At 61.9% G+C, this 19,344-nt stretch carries 12 protein-coding genes; all 12 read left to right on the top strand.

Annotation, left to right across the window (positions count from 1 at the left end):
* The first annotated feature begins 382 nt into the window (after positions 1 to 382).
* The 12 genes from ARUE_RS09240 (at position 383) to ARUE_RS09185 (ending at position 18,883) form a co-directional block, all read left to right on the top strand.
* Complete coding sequence (locus tag ARUE_RS09240) at positions 383 to 2,119, top strand: DUF5605 domain-containing protein (RefSeq protein WP_043470073.1); 1,737 nt, start codon at positions 383 to 385, stop codon at positions 2,117 to 2,119.
* 442 nt (positions 2,120 to 2,561) lie between these two features.
* Positions 2,562 to 4,901 carry a family 78 glycoside hydrolase catalytic domain gene (locus tag ARUE_RS09235; RefSeq protein ID WP_162486139.1) on the top strand — a complete coding sequence of 780 codons (2,340 nt, stop codon included), beginning with the start codon at positions 2,562 to 2,564 and terminating at the stop codon, positions 4,899 to 4,901.
* 282 nt (positions 4,902 to 5,183) lie between these two features.
* Positions 5,184 to 7,595, top strand: coding sequence for a glycoside hydrolase family 3 N-terminal domain-containing protein (locus tag ARUE_RS09230; protein ID WP_202949984.1), 2,412 nt, complete (start codon positions 5,184 to 5,186; stop codon positions 7,593 to 7,595).
* A gap of 134 nt (positions 7,596 to 7,729) precedes the next feature.
* Positions 7,730 to 8,758: a family 43 glycosylhydrolase gene (locus ARUE_RS09225; protein WP_202949983.1), complete on the top strand. Its 1,029-nt coding sequence runs from the start codon at positions 7,730 to 7,732 to the stop codon at positions 8,756 to 8,758.
* Positions 8,759 to 9,141: 383 nt separating this feature from the next.
* Positions 9,142 to 10,857 carry an IlvD/Edd family dehydratase gene (locus ARUE_RS09220; protein WP_043470067.1) on the top strand — a complete coding sequence of 572 codons (1,716 nt, stop codon included), beginning with the start codon at positions 9,142 to 9,144 and terminating at the stop codon, positions 10,855 to 10,857.
* On the top strand, positions 10,844 to 13,750 hold the full coding sequence (locus ARUE_RS09215) for an FAD-binding and (Fe-S)-binding domain-containing protein (RefSeq protein WP_162486138.1): 2,907 nt from the start codon (positions 10,844 to 10,846) through the stop codon (positions 13,748 to 13,750). The genes ARUE_RS09220 and ARUE_RS09215 overlap by 14 nt, the downstream gene beginning before the upstream one ends.
* On the top strand, positions 13,747 to 14,424 hold the full coding sequence (locus ARUE_RS09210; protein WP_014921532.1) for an SDR family NAD(P)-dependent oxidoreductase: 678 nt from the start codon (positions 13,747 to 13,749) through the stop codon (positions 14,422 to 14,424). Before ARUE_RS09215 ends, ARUE_RS09210 begins: the two co-directional genes overlap by 4 nt.
* 75 nt (positions 14,425 to 14,499) lie before the next feature.
* The gene (locus tag ARUE_RS09205; RefSeq protein WP_014921531.1) at positions 14,500 to 15,264 is read left to right on the top strand and encodes an IclR family transcriptional regulator; all 765 of its coding nucleotides are present in this window, start codon (positions 14,500 to 14,502) and stop codon (positions 15,262 to 15,264) included.
* Positions 15,261 to 16,163, top strand: coding sequence for an SMP-30/gluconolactonase/LRE family protein (locus ARUE_RS09200; RefSeq protein ID WP_014921530.1), 903 nt, complete (start codon positions 15,261 to 15,263; stop codon positions 16,161 to 16,163). Before ARUE_RS09205 ends, ARUE_RS09200 begins: the two co-directional genes overlap by 4 nt.
* A gap of 61 nt (positions 16,164 to 16,224) precedes the next feature.
* Positions 16,225 to 17,085, top strand: coding sequence for a fumarylacetoacetate hydrolase family protein (locus tag ARUE_RS09195; protein ID WP_014921529.1), 861 nt, complete (start codon positions 16,225 to 16,227; stop codon positions 17,083 to 17,085).
* A 10-nt stretch (positions 17,086 to 17,095) separates the two neighbouring features.
* Complete coding sequence (locus ARUE_RS09190) at positions 17,096 to 18,109, top strand: zinc-dependent alcohol dehydrogenase (protein ID WP_043470064.1); 1,014 nt, start codon at positions 17,096 to 17,098, stop codon at positions 18,107 to 18,109.
* A 30-nt stretch (positions 18,110 to 18,139) separates the two neighbouring features.
* The gene (locus ARUE_RS09185) at positions 18,140 to 18,883 is read left to right on the top strand and encodes an SDR family NAD(P)-dependent oxidoreductase (protein ID WP_014921527.1); all 744 of its coding nucleotides are present in this window, start codon (positions 18,140 to 18,142) and stop codon (positions 18,881 to 18,883) included.
* Positions 18,884 to 19,344 lie beyond the last annotated feature (461 nt).

Genomic DNA, 19,344 nt, shown 5'->3' with positions numbered 1-19,344 from the left:
GCGACCCTCCACCATGGCGAGTCGCGGCCCCACCGGCAACACCCCATACGAGCGCGCGCCGGCAAGCGCATTCGGGCTTCTGCCTTCCTGAGCAATGCTTGACGAGGGAAGGGTAACGTTCTACATTTGGTGGGTGGCGGCACACGCAGCCCATGTCGCACTGCTGCTGACCTGCGACGAGCACCTCAACCTGACACCTCAAGTCCAGTCAAGCCCGTGAAGAGGCTGCACAAGGAAGTTAGCGGCCAGTCATCGCGCCTGTCGAATACGACAGCAGCTACGGACGCCCCGAGGCGGCTTGATGCGGCTCGAAGTGCGCGGTCCCCTCACTGCTGCAACGCGTCAGTCGGACCCTTCAGCACGACCTAGAAACAGGACCACCATGAAAACCTTTAATAACTGTTCGACTCTCGGCCATGCCATGGACAACCCGGAATCACGCGAGTTTCTTGAAAAGGAGATACCGGACGTCCTTGGCACCGTACTTGATCAGATGCGGATCTTTCCCATCGGCGCGTTTCTGAAGTTCGTTCTCAGAGCTGAGCCTGACCGTGCGACTGAGCTGCTGGAAACCCTCTACTCCATGGAAGACCAGACACCTCAGCCGGTTGAACCTGCCCCCATCGAAACCCGGCCGGATTACGAATCCGAAGCCGTTGAGGGGGCCAGCGCATCACTAACGATCGATTCCGTCCGGGAAAAGAACCGGCCCGTCGGACTGGAATTGACCGGCCCGACGCATGGAAACCCGTTTGTCGACGTGGAGTTTACGGCAGTCTTTCGCAAGGACCAAGCCTCAGTCACCGTGGGCGGCTTTTATGACGGTCAAGGCAAGTACAAGGTCCGCTTCCTTCCGCCGGCAGCTGGCCCTTGGACGGTAGAAATCACGTCCAACGCCCGCTCCCTCCACGGAGTACGCGCTGAATTTGATGTTGCCGACGGTAGTTCCCGAGGACCGGTGCGCGTCAGCGGCACCCATCACTTTGCCTACGCAGACGGGACTCCCTACAACCCATCGGGGACCACAGTGTATGCCTGGACGCATCAGGACGATCCTCTGCAGGAGCAAACGCTTACTGAACTCGTCCGCTCCCCCTTCAACAAACTCCGGATGTGCCTGTTCCCTAAGGACTACCTGTATAACAAGAATGAACCGGAACGCTTCGTCTTTGAGAGAAGCAGCGATGGCTCCTGGGACACCACCAGGTTCGATCTGGGTTACTTTGCCAAGCTGGAGGAAAGAATCCAGCAACTGGATGCCGCCGGCATTGAAGCGGACCTCATACTTTTCCACCCCTATGACCGTTGGGGCTTCTCCAATCTGGGGAAGGCTGCCGACGACAGGTACGTCAAATACGTTGTGCGGCGGTTGGCAGCATATCCGAACGTTTGGTGGTCCCTGGCCAACGAATATGACTTGGTCGCCTCCAAACAGCCCGAAGACTGGCAGCGAATCGGCAAACTGGTGGCCACCGAAGACCACGCCAACCACCTGGTCTCCAACCACAACTGGATGGAACTCTTTGACTTCGACTTAGAGTGGGTGACCCACTGCAGCATTCAGACAGGGGAGCATCTGGCTGAGAAGGTCGGGGCATGGCGCCGGAAATACGCCAAGCCGGTAGTGATCGATGAATGCGGCTATGAAGGAAACCTCGACCAAGGGTGGGGAAGCCTGACCGCACAAGAGCTCGTGAGACGGTTCTGGGAAGCCACAATCGCCGGCGGTTATGCAACACACGGCGAAACCTACTACTCCCCCGGCGACATCATCTGGTGGGCCAAGGGCGGGAAACTAATAGGGGAAAGCCCCGCCCGTATTGAATTCCTCAACCGCGTCGTGGCTGAGTCGCCGACCAAACGCCTGGATCCCCTTCCATCCGACTGGGACTCCATCTGTGGAGGCGTTGAGAACGAATACATCCTTGTGTACTTCGGCGCGGGGCAGCCAGCATTCCGGAACATCATCATCCCGGCGGGAATGCGTGCCCACATCGACGTCATCGACACCTGGGACATGACCATTGACGAACTCCCTGGAACCTTCGAGGGAACCGTTCGGGTAGACCTGCCGGGGCGCCCATACACTGCAGTCCGTCTCCGCAGGGCAGCTGCCTAGCCCCCGTTTGGCGAACCGACCTCCGGCCATAGCAACCTCCCGGGGCAGGCACCGACTCCATCGCCTGCCCCACTTAAAGCCCCTGCCAGGCCCCAAATAATAGACAAGAACGGAGGCACCCGTGTCAAGGACACAGCGTGCATTGCCCTTTGACGGCGCGAGGTGGATTTCACGTCCGGCGCCCAGTTCTCAAAGAATCGTCAGGGAAACAAGGCGTGACCGCGTCGACTGGGCGTCAACAGGAACCGATCTCTCTCAATCATTCGATGCCCCCGGCCCCGTGCGGGCCATTAGCGTGGACCTCGCTGGTCCCGACGGTATCGACAACCCATACGCAGTCGACGTTTCCTTCTCCGTCAGTCTGGAAACTGCAGACGGTCGCGCCATCGCACGGAAGGAATTTAACGGGCCCCAGATCTTATGGGAGAGGTTCAGCCATTTCGTGGAAGTGCCGAATGAAGCTCCCCCCGGCAATTATTGTGTCCGGCTCAGGGCGGACCGCGGCCGGGTTGGCTGGTATGCGGCAGATGCGAAGGAAGCACGCAAGGACGATGGCGTTTCGCCTCTTCCTGTCGAAGGGCAGGCATACCAGAACGAAGAAGCGGTGGCCGGCGTCAGGCTTCTGGCGGTTGAAACCGACCCTGCACCAAACCCTTGGTTCAGAAGCCAATTCCATGTGGACGGCACACTGACGGAAGCCACCATCAATGCCGTGGTGCTGGGCTGCGGCGTTGTCCGGATCAATGGAACGCGGGTCGGGGACGAAGCTATCGAACCGGCGGTAACCGACTACGACAATCGGATCTTGTACAGGCCTCGAACAATCACCCACCTTTTACGGCAAGGGCGTAATGAGATCGTGATCGAGGCCGGACGCGAACGCTACTCCGCGCGCGGCGGGGACATCTGGGGCTGGAATATCGCTCCATGGCATCGCGAACCAACTGCCATCGCCAAAATCTCCCTGGAGTACAGTGATGGCCGGACCGATGAAGTCGCAACGGGCCCCGGCTGGGAATGCGCTCCGGGACCGGTCGAAAGTGAGATCCTGTTTCGTGGAGAGACCTGGGCCCTGTCCGACACACCCTTGCCCTGGTCCCCGGCCCAAGTTGTCGATCCTCCCAGGGGAAGTCTGCAGCCGGCTACGCAACCTCCGATCCGGGCACTGGATCCTGTGGCACCGGTTGTAGTTGAACAGCTCACCGCAAACAAACACGTGTACGACTTCGCCACGTTGATGACCGGCCGTGTCAGATGCATGGTGAGCGGCACCGAGGGATCTGTCCGCGTGACTTACGGTGAACAGCTGGCCCAGGACTCCTCAGTAGTCTGCGATAACGTGCTGATAGTCGGCGCCGCCCAGGAAGACACATTGCGTCTGGAGTCCGCACAGAAGGGATACCTCTGGGAACCTCAGTTCGGTTACCGCGGATTCCGCTGGATGCAAGTGGAGACCGAAGGGGATGTCGTGGTCGAGCTCGTTCAAGCAGTACCCATTTCTACGGAACTTGCTCGGACGGGCGAATTCACGTCCAGCGATCCCCTTATCAGCTGGATCGACGCGTCGTTGGCATCCACCTTCCTAAACAATGTCCACGGGATTCCTACCGACACCCCCATCTACGAGAAAAACGGCTGGACCGCCGATGCCCATCTGGCAACAGAGGCGCTGCTCCATCACTTTGATCTGAAGACGTTTCTCGGGAAGTGGCTGGATGACCATGTCGATGCCCAAACCCCGGACGGGGCGATCCCCCAGATCATCCCGACCCCGGGATGGGGTGCCGCATCAGATCCCGCGTGGTCCGCCTCCGCCGTACTTATCCCGTGGTATCTCTTTGAGGAATACGGGGATCCAGGAGTTTTGCAGCAATTTTCCCCCATGATCCGCCGGTTCGCCGATGACATCATGGGGCGCCTCCGCGGGGGAATCTGGCATGACCGCTCATGGAGCGACTGGTTGGCGCCCGGTCACGGCATTCCACCCGAAGGAATGGCACCGGTGGCCACAGCCATGGCCGTATCGGTCTTCCAACACACCTCCTCCGTCCTCCGCGAACTGGGTGAACCCGAGACTGCTGCCATGTATGAGGCCGCCGCCGAGCGGTCGGCCGCCGCATACCATGAGAGCTACTTCAACTATGCCGCCGGCCATTATGCCGTGCCAGACGTGGACTATCGACAGAGCCTCAACATACTGCCCCTAGCATTCAATATGGTGCCCGAAGAGCACACGCAGTCAGTGCAGAAGAGCTTGATCCAGGACATAGAGTCCCGCACGCACGGACACCTCGATTGCGGCGCTATTGGGGTGCGACACCTCCTGCCTGTCCTCAGCGACGCCGGCCGGGACGACCTCGCCCTCACAGTTCTAACCCAGCGTTCACGGCCGGGCTGGGGCGTTTGGTTCGACAACGGCGAACGGACGCTGCTCGAGTCATGGGACACCAACGCACGCTCAAGAAACCACTACTTCCTGGGGTCCGTCGCATCCTGGATCCAGCAACGGGTCGGAGGGCTACGTCGAACATCACCTGGTTGGAAGAGCTTTGAGATCTCACCTATTGATGACCGGCGCCTGACCCACGCCAGCATCCGCCACCTTACCCCTCTGGGCGAAGCAAAGGTGCACTGGGAACGAGGTGGGGGTGGATGGCTATTCAACGTCAAGGTCCCCGACGGTGCCAGCGCAATCCTGCGGGCCGGCGGCACGTCACTTGAACTTCCAGCAGGTGAACACCAAACGTACATCGCCTCCCCGGCATCTGCGCCAGGTAGATAAAAGGAGGGCCAGTTAGGGCTGGCCCTCCCCCTGCCTGGAAGGAGCATCTTCGTAGTTCAACCCCATCGAAGCACGTGGCCGGCGTACGGGGTGTTGGCAGTTCCCGGATCTCTTGCAGTGAAAGAGATCCAAAGCTATTATGTAGAACGTTGCACAATCGTGTTGCGTGGCTGTAAGAAGTCCGGCGCCCTGTCGTCCGGCGCGGCGGGTCCAGCCCGCCGTTCCGGTTAGGGCGTGAACCTTTCCCCGACCGGCTGAACGACTATCGGCTCGAGGATGACGATGAGCACAAACGTGAAAAGCCCTTGGATGGACCAGACCCTGCCCGCCCCGGCCCGGGCGAACCTTCTTTTGGCGGAGCTAAGCCTTGACCAGAAGATGGCCCAGGTCTCCTGCTACTTCCCGACGGACATTGCACAAACTGACGACTTCGCAGACCGGTTTCCTTTCGGAATTGGGGAGGTTTCGTGCCTCGAGGCACGGTCCGCGCTCACGCTCAACGAAGTAACCGAATTTCAGCACCGAATTCAGAGCGCAGCCATGAACGGCTCCGGACACGGAATCCCTGCGATCTTTCACATGGAGGGATTGTGCGGCGCGTACTTGCCGGGGGCAACGAGTTTCCCCTCAGGGCTCGGCAGGGCAGCGAGCTGGGACGTTGATCTGGAACTTAGAGTTGGCGAAATCGTCGGACGGCAGGAACGCGCACTGGGCATCACTCACACGCTTGCACCAGTCTTGGATGTCTCACGCGATCCACGGATGGGACGGCACGGCGAGTCCTATGGGGAAGATCCAACCCTCGCTGCTGCGCTCGGGGTCTCGTACACCTTGGGCTTGCAGGACCAGGACTCCGCGGGACGACGTACTGAGGCGGTGGCCAAACACTTCGTCGGTTCGCATCACACTGAAGGTGGGATCCACGGCACGCACTGCAACATTCCCGAACGAACGTTGCTGGAGGTGTATGGCAAGCCGTTCCAGGCGGCCATCACCTGGGGTGGGTTGCGTGGTGTGATGCCCTCTTACAACTCGGTTGGCGGTGAACCCGTGTCAGCTTCCCACCGGCTGCTCTCTACGCTGTTAAGGGAGGACATGGGGTTCGACGGCATGGTCGTGTCCGACTACTGTGCCGTCGGCAATCTGCACACGGTCCAGCGTGTTGCCGAATCCTGGGCCCATGCGGGTCTGGCTGCACTAAGCGCGGGAATGGACGTTGAACTGCACGTGCCGCAGGGTTTCGGTCCCGAGTTGAGGGATTGGTTCGCCGAAGGCCGTGCCGACGTCGCCCTCCTCGACAGGGCCGTCCACCAAGTGTTGACGGCCAAATTCCGAATGGGATTGTTTGAACATCCCTTCGCCCCGGATGCACGAGACCGGGACTCCTCATTCCGGGCGGAGTCCGATAGTGCGGTGGCTCTCCAGTCCGCCCGGGAGTCGCTGGTCCTGCTGTCCAACGACGGCGTACTGCCGTTGGCGGCAGGTACAGGCAAACTTGCGGTGATCGGCTGTCACGCAGCGACCGCCCGCTTCTTCTTCGGCGGATATACCCATTACTCGATGGCCGAAGGCATGCTCGCCGTCAACTCATCCATGGCGGGTCTCGCCACACGCAGCGATGACTTAAAAGCCATCGCCAATAATCTTCCGGGCACCACGATCGAAGCTTCCGACGGAACGGCCTTCGAGGCGCTTCTGCAGCGCCAGCAACCTGGTATCCGCAGTCTCCTCGACGAGCTTCGTCTGCGGATGCCCGACACAGAAGTGGAATGGGCCGCCGGCTACCCCTTCGCCGGCGACGACGACTCAGGACACGACGATGCCCTGGCCCTGGCTGCCCGTGCCGACGTCGTGCTGCTGACTCTCGGTGGTAAGCACGGCACCGCTTCCATCGCATCGATGGGCGAAGGAATCGACGCGACCAACATCAACCTTCCTTCTTGCCAGGAGGACCTGATCGTCAAGCTCTCGCAATTGGGCAAGCCGCTCATTGGTGTGCACCTGGACGGTCGGCCGATCTCAAGTGACGCCTCCGACAAACACCTTGATGCCCTCGTGGAGGCATGGAGCCCGGCGGAAGGCGGCGCCCAAGCCATCGTTGACATTCTCACGGGCGTCCACTCCCCCAGCGGGCGGCTTCCCGTCAGCATTGCCCGAAACGCCGGCCAAGTCCCTGTGTACTACAACCACCCCTATGGGTCGTCCTGGCACCAGGGCGAAAGCGTCGGATTTCCCGAGTACGTCGATGCTCCGCACGCACCGCGGTATCCGTTCGGGCATGGCCTGTCTTACACAACCTTCGAGTACGGCGGCTTGTCCTTCTCGGCACACAAGGTAGGCGGGGACGGAAGTATCGATCTATCATTCACCGTCACTAATACCGGCGAACGGTACGGGACTGAAATCCCCCAGCTGTACATCAGGGACACCTACGGATCAGTTTCACGTCCGGTGCTGGAACTGGCCGGATTCCGACGCGTCGGACTGGAGCCGGGCCAGACAGCGCAAGTTGATTTCACCCTTGACATCACACAGCTTGCGTTCCTTGACGCAAACATGGAGTGGCGGGTAGAAGCCGGAGACGTGGACATCATGATTGGCGCTTCCTCAGAAGACTTGCGGCTGACCGGAACGGTGACCATTGCCTCGGATGCCGTTATCGACGGACGAACCCGGAGCTTCTACGCAAAGTAGGACCGGCCAGGAACTACAGGCAGCGGAGCTTCAATAACTACGCACATACCGAAACTAAGAACGCTAAATCCCTGCTGCGATTACGCGGGGATTCAAGCTGCTGCCCGGCAGCGCCAAGATAGGAGAAAAATTAATTGACAAACGAGATTCGGCCCGGCGAGATCATGTTCGACACTGAGGGCAAAAGAATCCATATTCACGGCGGCTCCATCATTGCCCTCGGCCACCTCTACTACTGGTACGGGGAGGATAAGTCCTTATCGACTCCCGCCACGGGCCGGTGGCACAGCGGCGTTCGCGCGTACAGCTCCCCTGACCTCACGACGTGGACTGACCTCGGGTCGATTCTTCCCGCAGAACCCGACGATTCCGAATCGCCCCTGCACCCTGCAGCCATGATGGACAGGCCGCACATTGTGCGGCATCCGGCCACGGGAGCATTCGTTTGCTGGCTGAAGGTTATGCATAAAGACGGCAAGCAACGATCGTGGGTCTATCAGGCTGACCGTTTTGAGGGGCCCTACCGTCTTGTCAGACCCGGCTTTGAGCCGTTGGGCATGAGTGCCGGAGACTTTGACATTGTGGTCGACCCGGAGACTGGCCGCGGCTATTACTACTTTGAACGCGTCCATTCCGAGCTTATCTGCGCGGACCTGACCGAGGACCTTACGGACGTGACCGGCACCTACAGCACGCATTTCCCTCATCCGCACCCGCCACTTGTCCGGGAGGCCCCCGCCTACTTCCGACACGAGGGCCGCCACTACCTTGTTACGTCCGGGACCAGCTGGTACTTCCCCAACCGCTCCGAAATAGCAGTCGCCGACGATTACCACGGCCCATGGAAGGTTATCGGAGACCCGCACAAAAATGACCCGACCGGGACATCCTTTCACTCCCAGATCTCCTCAGTTCTCTCTCTTGGGAACGGGCGCCACTTAGCGCTTGCCGACAGGTGGCTACCTGACATGCCTGACGAGATGATCTACCGCTCCTGGCAGGCCACAGAGGCCCAATTCACAGGCGGTCAGCCAGACCCTGACATTGATGCAATCGTCCAGGAAGGGGCGCCCGACACGTCAGTTGCCCGGCACGTATGGCTGGAACTCCGGTTTGAAGACGGCCAGCCCGTCATTGAGTGGCAGGACGCCTGGCGGCCCTAACGCGAGATGACGTGGGTGCACACCCCCAGAATTAGGACCCCAAGCAATCGCGTTGTGAACCGTGTAGCCCGCTCATGTCGCGGGCGGCGCAGGCCTTGATGGCGTCTATCTGTCTCCGCACGACCTTGACCGAAAGGGACACCACGACGCGCGTGTGGTCCCGAAGTTCAGGCACGTGGGCAGTTGTCGCTTACCGACCACAGCCCCGCAGTCAGTGCGTTAGGAAGCGCTAAAGCAATCCATGAATCCTGCTAGGCGGAACGCTGGGCTCCAAGGCCAACCCGGACCAGTTTCCAAGCTCCATCCCGAATGGCGCTGGACACCTGAACCAATTCAAGATTCAATTTATTCGACTGCCAATTCAATTAATGGAAAGTTGGAACATGAGCGAGCAGCGCAGCTCCCAGTGGTACGCAGGAAATGACCGCAACGCGTACATTCACCGTGCCTGGATGCGGCGGGGCGTTCCCGAGGATTCTTTTGAGGGCAAGCCCCAGATTGCCATCGCGAACACTGCCTCGGATCTGACACCATGCAATTCGCACCTGGACGAGGTTGCCGAGCACGTGAAGAGGGGCATCTGGGAGGCCGGAGGTGTTCCGCTGAACCTTCCGGTCGTATCCCTTGGGGAAACGCAGGTCCGGCCGACGGCAATGCTGTGGCGGAACATGGCAGCCATGTCCACCGAGGAAATGCTGCGGGCGAACCCGATTGATGGGGTCGTCCTGCTGGGCGGCTGCGACAAGACCATCCCGGCGCTGCTGATGGCCGCGTCATCGGTCGATATTCCTGCAGTCGTCGTACCCGGCGGACCGATGGCGACCGGTACCTTCAGGGGCAGCCCGCTGGGGTGCGGCACTGACGTCTGGCGCCTCAGCGAAGACGTTCGCGGTGGTGACATGTCGAACAAGGAGTTCCTCAAGTCCGAGTCTTCCATGATCCGCAGTCGCGGACACTGCAACACCATGGGCACAGCCTCAACCATGGCCCTGGTGGCCGAAGCCCTTGGGATGGTGCTTCCCGGACTTGCGGGAACACCCGCCGTCGACAGCAATCTCCTCGCAGGCGCCCACGAGACGGGGCGCCTGATCATGGACATGGTCCGGGAGAAGCGGACCCCAAGCCAACTGCTCACCAAGGCATCTTTTGAGAATGCGATCGTGGCCCTGGCAGCTATCGGCGGTTCGACGAACGCCGTGGTCCACTTGCTGGCCATCGCTGGCCGCCTGGGAATCGAGCTGTCGATCGATGACTTCGACCGCACGGGTGCAGGAGTTCCGCTGCTGGTCAACCTTCAGCCGTCGGGCAAATTCCTCATGGACGACCTTCACCGCGCCGGAGGATTCCTTTCCGTGCTGCGCGAGGTGAAGGACCTGCTCGCCCCTGAAGCATTGACTGTCACCGGCCGGCCGCTGGTTGACTACGTGGATGATGCGCGGATCTGGGACGAGGACGTCATTCGACGTCGTGCCGATCCTCTGCAGCCCGAGGCCGGGATCGCCGTCTTGAGGGGCAACCTTGCACCGGGCGGCGCAGTCATCAAGCCCGCTGCCGCATCCGCCCACCTTATGCACCACCGAGGCCCGGCTGTCGTCTTTGACAGCATTGAGGATATGCACGCCCGGATCGACGATCCGGATTTGGAAGTCGACGAAAATTCCGTACTCGTGCTGCGCGGCTGTGGACCTAAGGGATACCCCGGCATGCCGGAGGTATCAAACATGCCGCTGCCGAAGAAGCTGCTCGAGACGGGCGTCCGTGACATGGTCCGGATCTGCGATGGACGCATGAGCGGCACGGCCTACGGCACGGTAGTCCTGCACGTGACCCCCGAAGCCGCAGCCGGCGGCCCGCTTGCGCTCGTCCGAACCGGTGACATCATCAGCCTCGACGTGGACAAGCGCACCCTCGACATGGAGGTGGAACCTGAAGACCTGGCTGCCCGCACGCCCAACGCCGCCACGCTTGCGGGCTATGCGAACCCAAAGCGCGGCTGGGAACGGCTCTATGTTGACCACGTCCTGCAGGCGGATACCGGCGTAGATCTGGACTTCCTGCTGGGAGCATCCGGATCGGAGGTCTCGCGTGAGTCGCACTAGCACCCAGCGCCGCTCGAATCTCCCCGGGGCTGACGCAGCACTGGTCGCCGAGCTCGAAGCATCCGTACCGGGCGGGGTTCGCCTGCGCGCCTCCGACAGGCTCGCACATGCCCATGACGCCTCCCATTACTTGCTGACGCCGCTCGCCGTCGTTGTCCCCGACTCCGCTGACCAAGTCGCGGCGCTGCTGCGCGGTGCGGCTGGCCACGGAGTACCGCTCACTTTCCGTTCCGGCGGCACCAGCCTCAGCGGCCAGTCCTCAGCCGACGGCCTGCTGATTGACACCCGGCGGAATTTCCGTGCGGTGGACGTTTTCGATGCAGGCAGGCGCGTCCGTTCGCAGCCGGGGGCCACCGTCCGCCAGGTCAACGCCCGGTTGGCTATGTATAAGCGCAAGCTCGGCCCTGACCCGGCCAGTGAAGCTGCCTGTACGATCGGCGGCGTAGTCGCCAACAACTCCAGCGGCATGGCTTGCGGCACGGAATTCAATACCTACCGCACCATCGAGTCCGCCGTACTGGTCCTGGCCAGCGGAACCATCATCGACACCGCCAGTCCGGACGCGGATGACATACTCCGCGAGCGGGAGCCGGGGCTCCACGTCGGACTACTGGCTCTGCGAAGCCGGATCCTGGCCAGCGTTTCCGACGTGGAACGGATCCAACGCTTGTACTCCATCAAAAACACCATGGGCTACGGACTGAACTCGTTCCTGGACTTCGAACGCGCCGTCGACATTCTGCTGCACCTCGTCATTGGCAGCGAAGGAACGCTCGCGTTCGTCGCCGAGGCCACTTTCCGCACGGTGGCAATCAAGCCGCATGTTGCAACCGATCTCCTTTACTTCCCGACGCTCTCCGCGGCCACGGCCGCCCTGCCTGATCTGGTCGCGGCGGGATTTGCGACGATCGAACTGCTTGACGCCACCTCGCTGCGCGTGGCCCAGCGGGATCCGGAGGCTGACGAGGATCTGCGCAGTATCGAAGTGTCAGGCCACGCCGCGCTGCTCGTGGAGTTTCAGGAGGCAGACGCCGACGCACTTGCCCACCGAATCACATCCAGCACTGCCTCACTCGACTCTCTGCCGCTGGTCCGGCCCGCAGGATTGTCGTCGGACGCCGCACGCCGCGCCTCCCTGTGGCACATCAGGAAGGGTCTGTACGCCACGGTCGCCGGCAACCGGCCCAGCGGCACCACTGCCTTGCTGGAGGACATTGCCGTCCCAGTTGAAAACCTCCTGCCCACTTGCGAAGGACTCGTTGCACTCTTTGAGCGCTACGGATATGAGGACAGCGTCATCTTCGGCCACGCCAAAGACGGCAACATCCACTTCCTGCTCAACGAACATCTGGGCCCGGCCAGCGGCACCTCCACGCTGGAGCGCTACGCCGCCTTCACCGAAGAAATGGTCGCTCTCGTGCTGTCCAACGGAGGCACCCTGAAGGCGGAACATGGCACCGGACGCATCATGGCCCCGTTCGTTCGGCGCCAGTACGGCGACTCGCTCTACGAGGTCATGCGTGAAGTCAAGGACCTTTGCGATCCAAACGGACTTCTCAATCCGGGCATCCTGCTCAACGAGGATCCCGAATTCCACTTGGCCCACCTTAAAACCGCCCCGCCCGTGGAAGAAGAGGTTGACCGGTGCGTCGAATGCGGGTATTGCGAGCCCGTCTGCCCCAGCAAGGATCTCACCCTTACGCCACGCCAACGTATCGTGCTGCGGCGTGAAATCGCCCGTGCGGACCAAGAAGGCAACATCAGGCTGAAGGCTGAACTGGAGAACGAATACCGTTATGACGGTGTCGATACTTGCGCCGTCGATGGCATGTGCCAGACCGCATGCCCGGTCCTTATCGACACCGGGCAGCTCGTGAAGCGTCTGCGGGCTGAGAGCCGCAACAGCATCGAACAGGCCGGCTGGAAAACCGCGGCCAGCCACTGGGGCAGTGTTGCCCAGTTCGGCGGCCTTGCCCTCTCGGCAGTCAAACGCCTCCCCGCCCCCCTGGTAACCGGCGCCTCAGAGGTCGCCCGCGCGATCGTTGGCACTGACACTGTGCCCCGCTGGGATAAAGACCTTCCAGGAGGCGGATCCCGCCGTCGGCCGTCGCATCCTCCTGCTCCGAAAGCTGTCTATCTTGCGGCCTGCATCAGCACGATGTTCGGGCCTGCTGAGGAAGGGCCCGGTGTATCCAGCGCGTTCCTCTCGCTCTGCGAACGTGCCGGGGTAGCCGTGACCATCCCGGACGGCATTGCCGACATGTGCTGCGGCACACCATGGAAATCAAAGGGTATGACCGACGGCTACGAGATCATGCGGGCCAGGGTCCTCCCCGTGCTCTGGGAAGCAAGCCGTCAAGGGGAACTGCCCATCGTCTGTGATGCTGCCTCCTGCACCGAAGGCCTCGAAGGGCTCCTTGCCGTGGTTGCGGAAGAACCCCGCCTACGGGTGGTCGATGCCGTTGCCTTTGTCGACGAGCACCTACTGGGGTCCCTGCCGCAAGGACGCAGGATCAGCAGCCTGGCCTTGCATCCGACATGTTCTTCAACCCGGATGGGCCTCAACGCAGCACTCGGGCGGGTGGCAGCCGCCGTAGCAGAAGAGGTGGTCATCCCGGAAAGTTGGGGATGCTGCGCGTTCGCCGGAGACCGCGGCATGCTCCACCCCGAACTTACAGCCTCCGCCACCGCACGCGAGGCCGCCGCAATTGCCCAGCGGGACTTCGACGCTTACGCCTCGGTCAACAGAACGTGTGAGCTCGGCATGACCAGAGCCACCGGCCACCCGTATCAACATGTCCTCGAACTCCTTGCGGCCGTAACCAAACCCCAGTCGGTCCACGAGCATGCGGTACCGCCCACGGCCCTCAATGGAAAGAAGATAGCCCCATGACCCGCAAAGCAGTTGTCACCGGCGGCATCAGCGGCCTTGGAGCCGCAACGGCCGCCCGGCTGGCGCAGGATGGCATCGAGATCGTCACCATCGACATCGCCGACGGCGCCGACGTCGCCCTGGACATCTCCGACGCCGACGCCGTACGCCGGGCCGCGGAGGCCATCGGCCCGGTCGACATCCTTATCAACAGCGCCGGAATCATCGGGCCCAACAAGCCCTTTTGGGAGGTGACGGATGAGGAGTGGCAACGGACGTTCGCGGTCAACGTGGACGGGACCTTCAACCTCTGCCGGGCCTTCGCGCCGTCCATGGCGGCAAAGGGGTGGGGACGGATCGTCAACTTCGCGAGCATGGCCGGAAAAGACGGAAACCCGAACATGGCCGCATACTCCGCAACGAAGGCGGCCGTGATCGGCCTGACCAAAACAATGGGCAAGGACCTCGCCACGAAGGGCGTCCTGGTCAATGCCATCGCCCCGGCAGTCGTGGCCACACCCATGAACTCCTCGACTGCTCCCGAGGTGCTCGCGCATATCACGAGCCTCATTCCCATGAACCGCGTCGGCCGGGCCGAGGAAGTCGCGGAGCTCGTGGCCTGGCTGGCCTCGGACAAATGCAGCTTCTCCACCGGCGCGGTCTACGACATCTCAGGCGGCAGAGCTACCTATTGAATTCCCTGGCTTCCATTTTTTGAAATGTAATACTAATAGTTGGAACTTTGAATGATCTAAGGTGAGGAATATTCGGTGGATGAACGACTCGTTGGCTCGGACCGGGTCTTGGCAGTGCTTCTTGAACTTGCCAGCCACCCGGCCGGCATCAGCCTGGACGAGATGGCAAAGGCGATCGATAGCGCAAAGCCCACGGTTCACCGGGCACTGGCGTCGCTGCGGCGGGCAGGCTTGGCTGGCCAGGACGGACATGGACACTACTCGCTGGGAGACGAATTCCTGCGGATGGCCTTCGCGCACTATGAAGCCCGGCCCGACCACCTCAGGGTTCAACCAATCTTGGAACGGCTGGCCGTACGCTACGGGGAAACTGCCCACTACGCAGTCCTGAACGGAAACGAGATCGTCTACAGGGGAAAGGTTGACCCATCCGTAGGCGCGATGAAGCTCACCTCCACGATCGGCGGTCGAAACCCGGCACACGCGACCGGCGTCGGAAAGCTCCTTCTTTCGCTGCAACTGCCGGATCTGGAATCAGTACACAGGTGGATCGGAGACCGCACGCTGGAACGCCGGACAGAACACACCGCTACCACGGCCGAGGAATTGCATGAGGCCCTGCAACTCGTCCGGGAACGGGGCTACAGCGTCGATGACCAGGAAAACGAGCCCGGCGTTAACTGCATCGCGCTGCCGGTCTATCTCTCCTCCCCCAGCATTCCAACTGGCGCGATCAGCATCAGCGCACTGACGTACCGGACCCCGTTACAACAACTCATCGACGACCTCCCCGCCATTCGGAAGATCATCGCAGGGCAGGACCAGGACCCCACGACATGACAACATTCACCGCCACTGTAGCTTCGAAAGAACGCCACGTTCTGGCTGAAGGCCCCCTGTGGGCAGGCGCAACCGGTCAGGTCGTGTGGGTTGACATCATGAAAGGGCATGTCTTTGAAGGGCGTCTGGATGGCGGCAGCGTTGTTCAGACCCGCCGGCATGACTTCGATGGAATGGTCGGCGCCGCCGTCATGTCGACGCGCGGTGACCTGCTCGTTGCAGCGCAGGAGCAACTCGTCGTCGTCTCCCCATCGGGCGAACGGACCCCGGGCCCCCGGATTGTCCCGGCGGGTAAGCGGAGCCGGACGAATGACGGTGCGTGCGATCCCACGGGCCGTTTCCTGATCGGCACCCTCGCACTGGATGACCGCGCCGGCCAGGAAACCCTGGTCCGCATTGAAGATAACGGCGAACTGACCACCATTGACGCCGACCTTTCCCTCTCCAACGGCCTGGCCTGGTCCCCGGACGGCCGCTTGTTCTACAACACCGACACCGTCGACGGAATCATTTGGGTCCGGGACTACGACGCCGAAACCGGGCTGCTCGGAGAGCGAAGGGAACACCTCCGCATCACCAATGGCTTCCCCGACGGAATCTGCACAGATTCCCGGGGACACCTGTGGATCGCCGTATGGGGTTCCGGTGAAGTCCGTTCCTTCACACCCGAGGGCACACCCGAACACACCGTGAAGGTGCCATGCCCCCACCCCTCCAGCGTTGCCTTTATCGGCCCAAAGTTGGACACACTGCTCATCACCACAGCGTCACGTGACCTCACCGAGGCAGAACTGCAGACCTACCCCGACGCCGGGAAGCTGTTCACCGCACAGGTGGAGACCACAGGAGCACCCTGCAGCCCGTGGTCTGCCTCATGGAAGCCAGCCGTCGCTCATTAGACGCGGCCATCAACACTCTTCACAGCCACAAATACCAGTCAGACACCACAGGAGACTATCCATGTACCTCATGAGAATCGGCCAACCAGGCTCGGAAAAGCCCGTCGTCCGCATCGATGACACCCACTACGTTGACGTATCAGACGTCGTCGCCGACTTCAACGAAGCCTTCTTCGGCAGCGGAGGCATAGCCAAACTCCGTGATGTCGTTTCCGAACGGACAGCCTCCGGCGAGTTGAAGACGTTCGCCGGGGAGCGCATCGGCGCCCCGATCGGGCGTCCTCACCAGATCCTGTGCATCGGCTTGAACTACAGCGACCACGCCGCCGAAACCGGCCAGGCGGTGCCTGAGGAGCCCATCCTCTTCACCAAATCCCCCAACACCCTGATCGGTCCGAATGACGAAGTGCGCATCCCCCGCGGATCGTCGAAACCCGACTGGGAGGTCGAACTCGGCATCGTGATCGGCAAGCGGACCAGCTACCTGGACAGTGTCGAAGACGCCCGAGACGCCATCGCCGGCTTCGTCGTCGTCAACGACGTCAGCGAACGCGCATTCCAGATCGAACGCGGCGGCCAGTGGTCCAAGGGCAAGTCCGCGGAAACCTTCAACCCTGCCGGCCCCTGGCTGGTCACCCCGGATGAGATCGACGACGTCCTGGATCTGAGCATGTGGCTGGACGTCAACGGCGTCCGCCGCCAGGACGGATCCACATCCACAATGATCTTCGACCCCTACTTCATCGTCCACTACCTGAGCCAGTTCCTCGTCCTCGAACCCGGGGACCTCATCAACACCGGTACCCCGCCAGGAGTCGGAATGGGATTCAAGCCCCAGATCTGGCTGCAGCCCGGCGACGTGATGGAGCTCGGCATCGAGGGCCTGGGCAAGCAGCGCCAGCCAGTCCTGGCACCCCGGTAGGCCGCACACAATGAGAGCCTTCGTACTCACTGGACCGGAATCCTCCGAAATTCGGGATGTCGCACCCCCTGTCGCCAAGCCTGGACAGGTTGTGGTCGACGTCGCAAGGGTGGGAGTGTGCGGGACCGACGTGGAATTCTTCAGCGGAGAAATGCAATATCTTCACGAAGGCCACGCCGAATTCCCCATGCGGCTGGGCCACGAGTGGAGCGGGACGGTGTCCGCCGTCGGGGACGGTGTTGACGGCCGGTGGCTCGGCCGCCGCGTCACAGGCGACACCATGCTCGGCTGCGGCACCTGCCGCCGCTGCATGGGCGGGAACCAGCACGTCTGTGAATACCGCTTCGAAGTTGGCATCCGGGGCGGCTACCACGGCGCGCTCGCAGAACAGCTCGCCGTTCCCGCGACCTCGCTCCACGAGTTGCCCGACACCGTCGATGACGCGCTTGGCGCCCTCGTGGAGCCCGGGGGAAACGCACTGCGTTCCGTCCATGGCGCCGAGCTCCGGCGTGGCGATAGGGCCCTGATACTTGGCCCCGGCACCATTGGCTTGCTTGCGGGACTTTTCGCAAAAGCCCAAGGTGCCGAAGTGCACCTCATGGGAAGATCCCTACGCTCCCTCGACTTCGCCCGGACCTTGGGATTCGACGGCGTCTGGGCGGCCGGGGAACTGCCGGACGTGCCGTTCGATGCAGTTATCGATGCATCCAATGCCCCCTCCCTCCCGGCCAAGGCACTTGAACTTGTCGAACCGGCAAAAAGGGTGGTTTACGTCGGCCTCGCCGGCAGTCCCAGCATGCTCGACACCAGGACCCTCGCACTCAAGGACGTCACCGCCGTCGGCATCCTCAGCGCCTCACCCGGCCTGGCCGGAACGATTGACCTCTATGCCTCCGGCGCCGTGAACCCAAGGCCCCTCGTCGCCGCAACCGTCGGGCTCGATGGCGTCGGCGCCATCCTCGCCGGAGAACGCCCTAACGGCGCCGGGGCAGGACCAAAAATGCACATCGACCCCCGCATCTGATGCGCTGCGGACTAAATCCAAGGACACCATATGAGTGAGTTCAACAATCTTGTCGCCATTGTCACCGGTGGGGCGAGCGGCATCGGTGCCGCCACCGCTGAACTACTTCTCGAAAGGGGAGCACGTGTTGCCGTTCTGGACCGCGACGTTGATTCGGTTTCCGGCGACTTTTTCGGCGTCCAGTGCGACATCACCAACGACGCCCAGGTGCAGGCAGCCGTCACGGCCGTCGCAGAACATTTTGGCGGTGTGGACATCGTCGTCAACAACGCAGGCATCGGGGCTGCTGGCGACATTACCGCCAACTCGGACGAGGAATGGCACCGCGTACTGGACGTAAACGTCGTGGGAATTGCCCGCGTCACCAGGGCGGCCCTTCCCTACCTCCGCACCTCCAGCCATGCCGCCGTGGTCAACACATGCTCGGTCGTCGCCACCGTCGGCGTTCCCAACCGCACGCTCTACGCAGCCAGCAAAGGCGCCGTGGCAGCCCTCACGCTGGCCATGGCCGCAGACCACGTGGCTGAAGGCATAAGGGTCAATGCGGTTACCCCCGGTACCGCCGACACCCCTTGGGTCGGACGCCTCCTCGGAGCCGCCGATAATCCTGACGCTGCAGCATCGGCGCTGCGGGACCGCCAGCCCATGGGACGCTTGGTGACCGCAGCCGAAGTTGCCCACTCCATCGTCTACCTGGCCTCCCCCGGGTCATCATCGACCACCGGCACACTCCTGCCCGTCGACGGCGGCATGGCCGGAATCCGTGTCCGGTGAGAACTCACGCAGACAACCGAAGGAACGCCCTACCGGCACCTGAATGGCAGAGGCAATGGACAGCGTTCGCAGACTCCGCGCAGACTTCATCCCCGCCTCAGGCCCGTTGCCAGCCCAAAGCTAGGTGTAGATTGCATTTTGGAGAGTCGCCCGTGGGATCTCCGAAGTCGGGCACTAGTTGTCCGGGGCCTCGGGGATGAAGCGGACCGTCCTCTAAGCCCCTGGACCCAGCCATAAGATTGGAATAGCCCCCGTTGCCCAAACGACCCCACCGGTTTCCGCGTTTGAATCTAAGAACATACTCAGCCACAACCGAACGAACCTCAGGATCGACGGCGAATTTATGCTGACTGAGCCTTCACAAGATTTTGGAACTGTGGTCGGCTGACAACAGACGTCAGTCTGCTGCCCGAGGCCCTTCCTTACGATGACCTGCTGAACGCCGTAATACTTCTGCCCAA

The sequence above is a fragment of the Arthrobacter sp. Rue61a genome (assembly GCF_000294695.2).
Lineage (GTDB): Bacteria > Actinomycetota > Actinomycetes > Actinomycetales > Micrococcaceae > Arthrobacter > Arthrobacter aurescens_A.
This window is presented reverse-complemented; position numbering and strand designations above follow the sequence as displayed.

Excerpts from the sequence above, each read along its gene's own strand:
- ARUE_RS09240 (WP_043470073.1), top strand. The coding sequence starts at position 383 with ATGAAAACCTTTAATAACTGTTCGACTCTCGGCCATGCCATGGACAAC.
- ARUE_RS09230 (WP_202949984.1), top strand. The coding sequence starts at position 5,184 with ATGAGCACAAACGTGAAAAGCCCTTGGATGGACCAGACCCTGCCCGCC.
- ARUE_RS09220 (WP_043470067.1), top strand. The coding sequence starts at position 9,142 with ATGAGCGAGCAGCGCAGCTCCCAGTGGTACGCAGGAAATGACCGCAAC.
- ARUE_RS09210 (WP_014921532.1), top strand. The coding sequence starts at position 13,747 with ATGACCCGCAAAGCAGTTGTCACCGGCGGCATCAGCGGCCTTGGAGCC.
- ARUE_RS09200 (WP_014921530.1), top strand. The coding sequence starts at position 15,261 with ATGACAACATTCACCGCCACTGTAGCTTCGAAAGAACGCCACGTTCTG.
- ARUE_RS09195 (WP_014921529.1), top strand. The coding sequence starts at position 16,225 with ATGTACCTCATGAGAATCGGCCAACCAGGCTCGGAAAAGCCCGTCGTC.
- ARUE_RS09190 (WP_043470064.1), top strand. The coding sequence starts at position 17,096 with ATGAGAGCCTTCGTACTCACTGGACCGGAATCCTCCGAAATTCGGGAT.
- ARUE_RS09185 (WP_014921527.1), top strand. The coding sequence starts at position 18,140 with ATGAGTGAGTTCAACAATCTTGTCGCCATTGTCACCGGTGGGGCGAGC.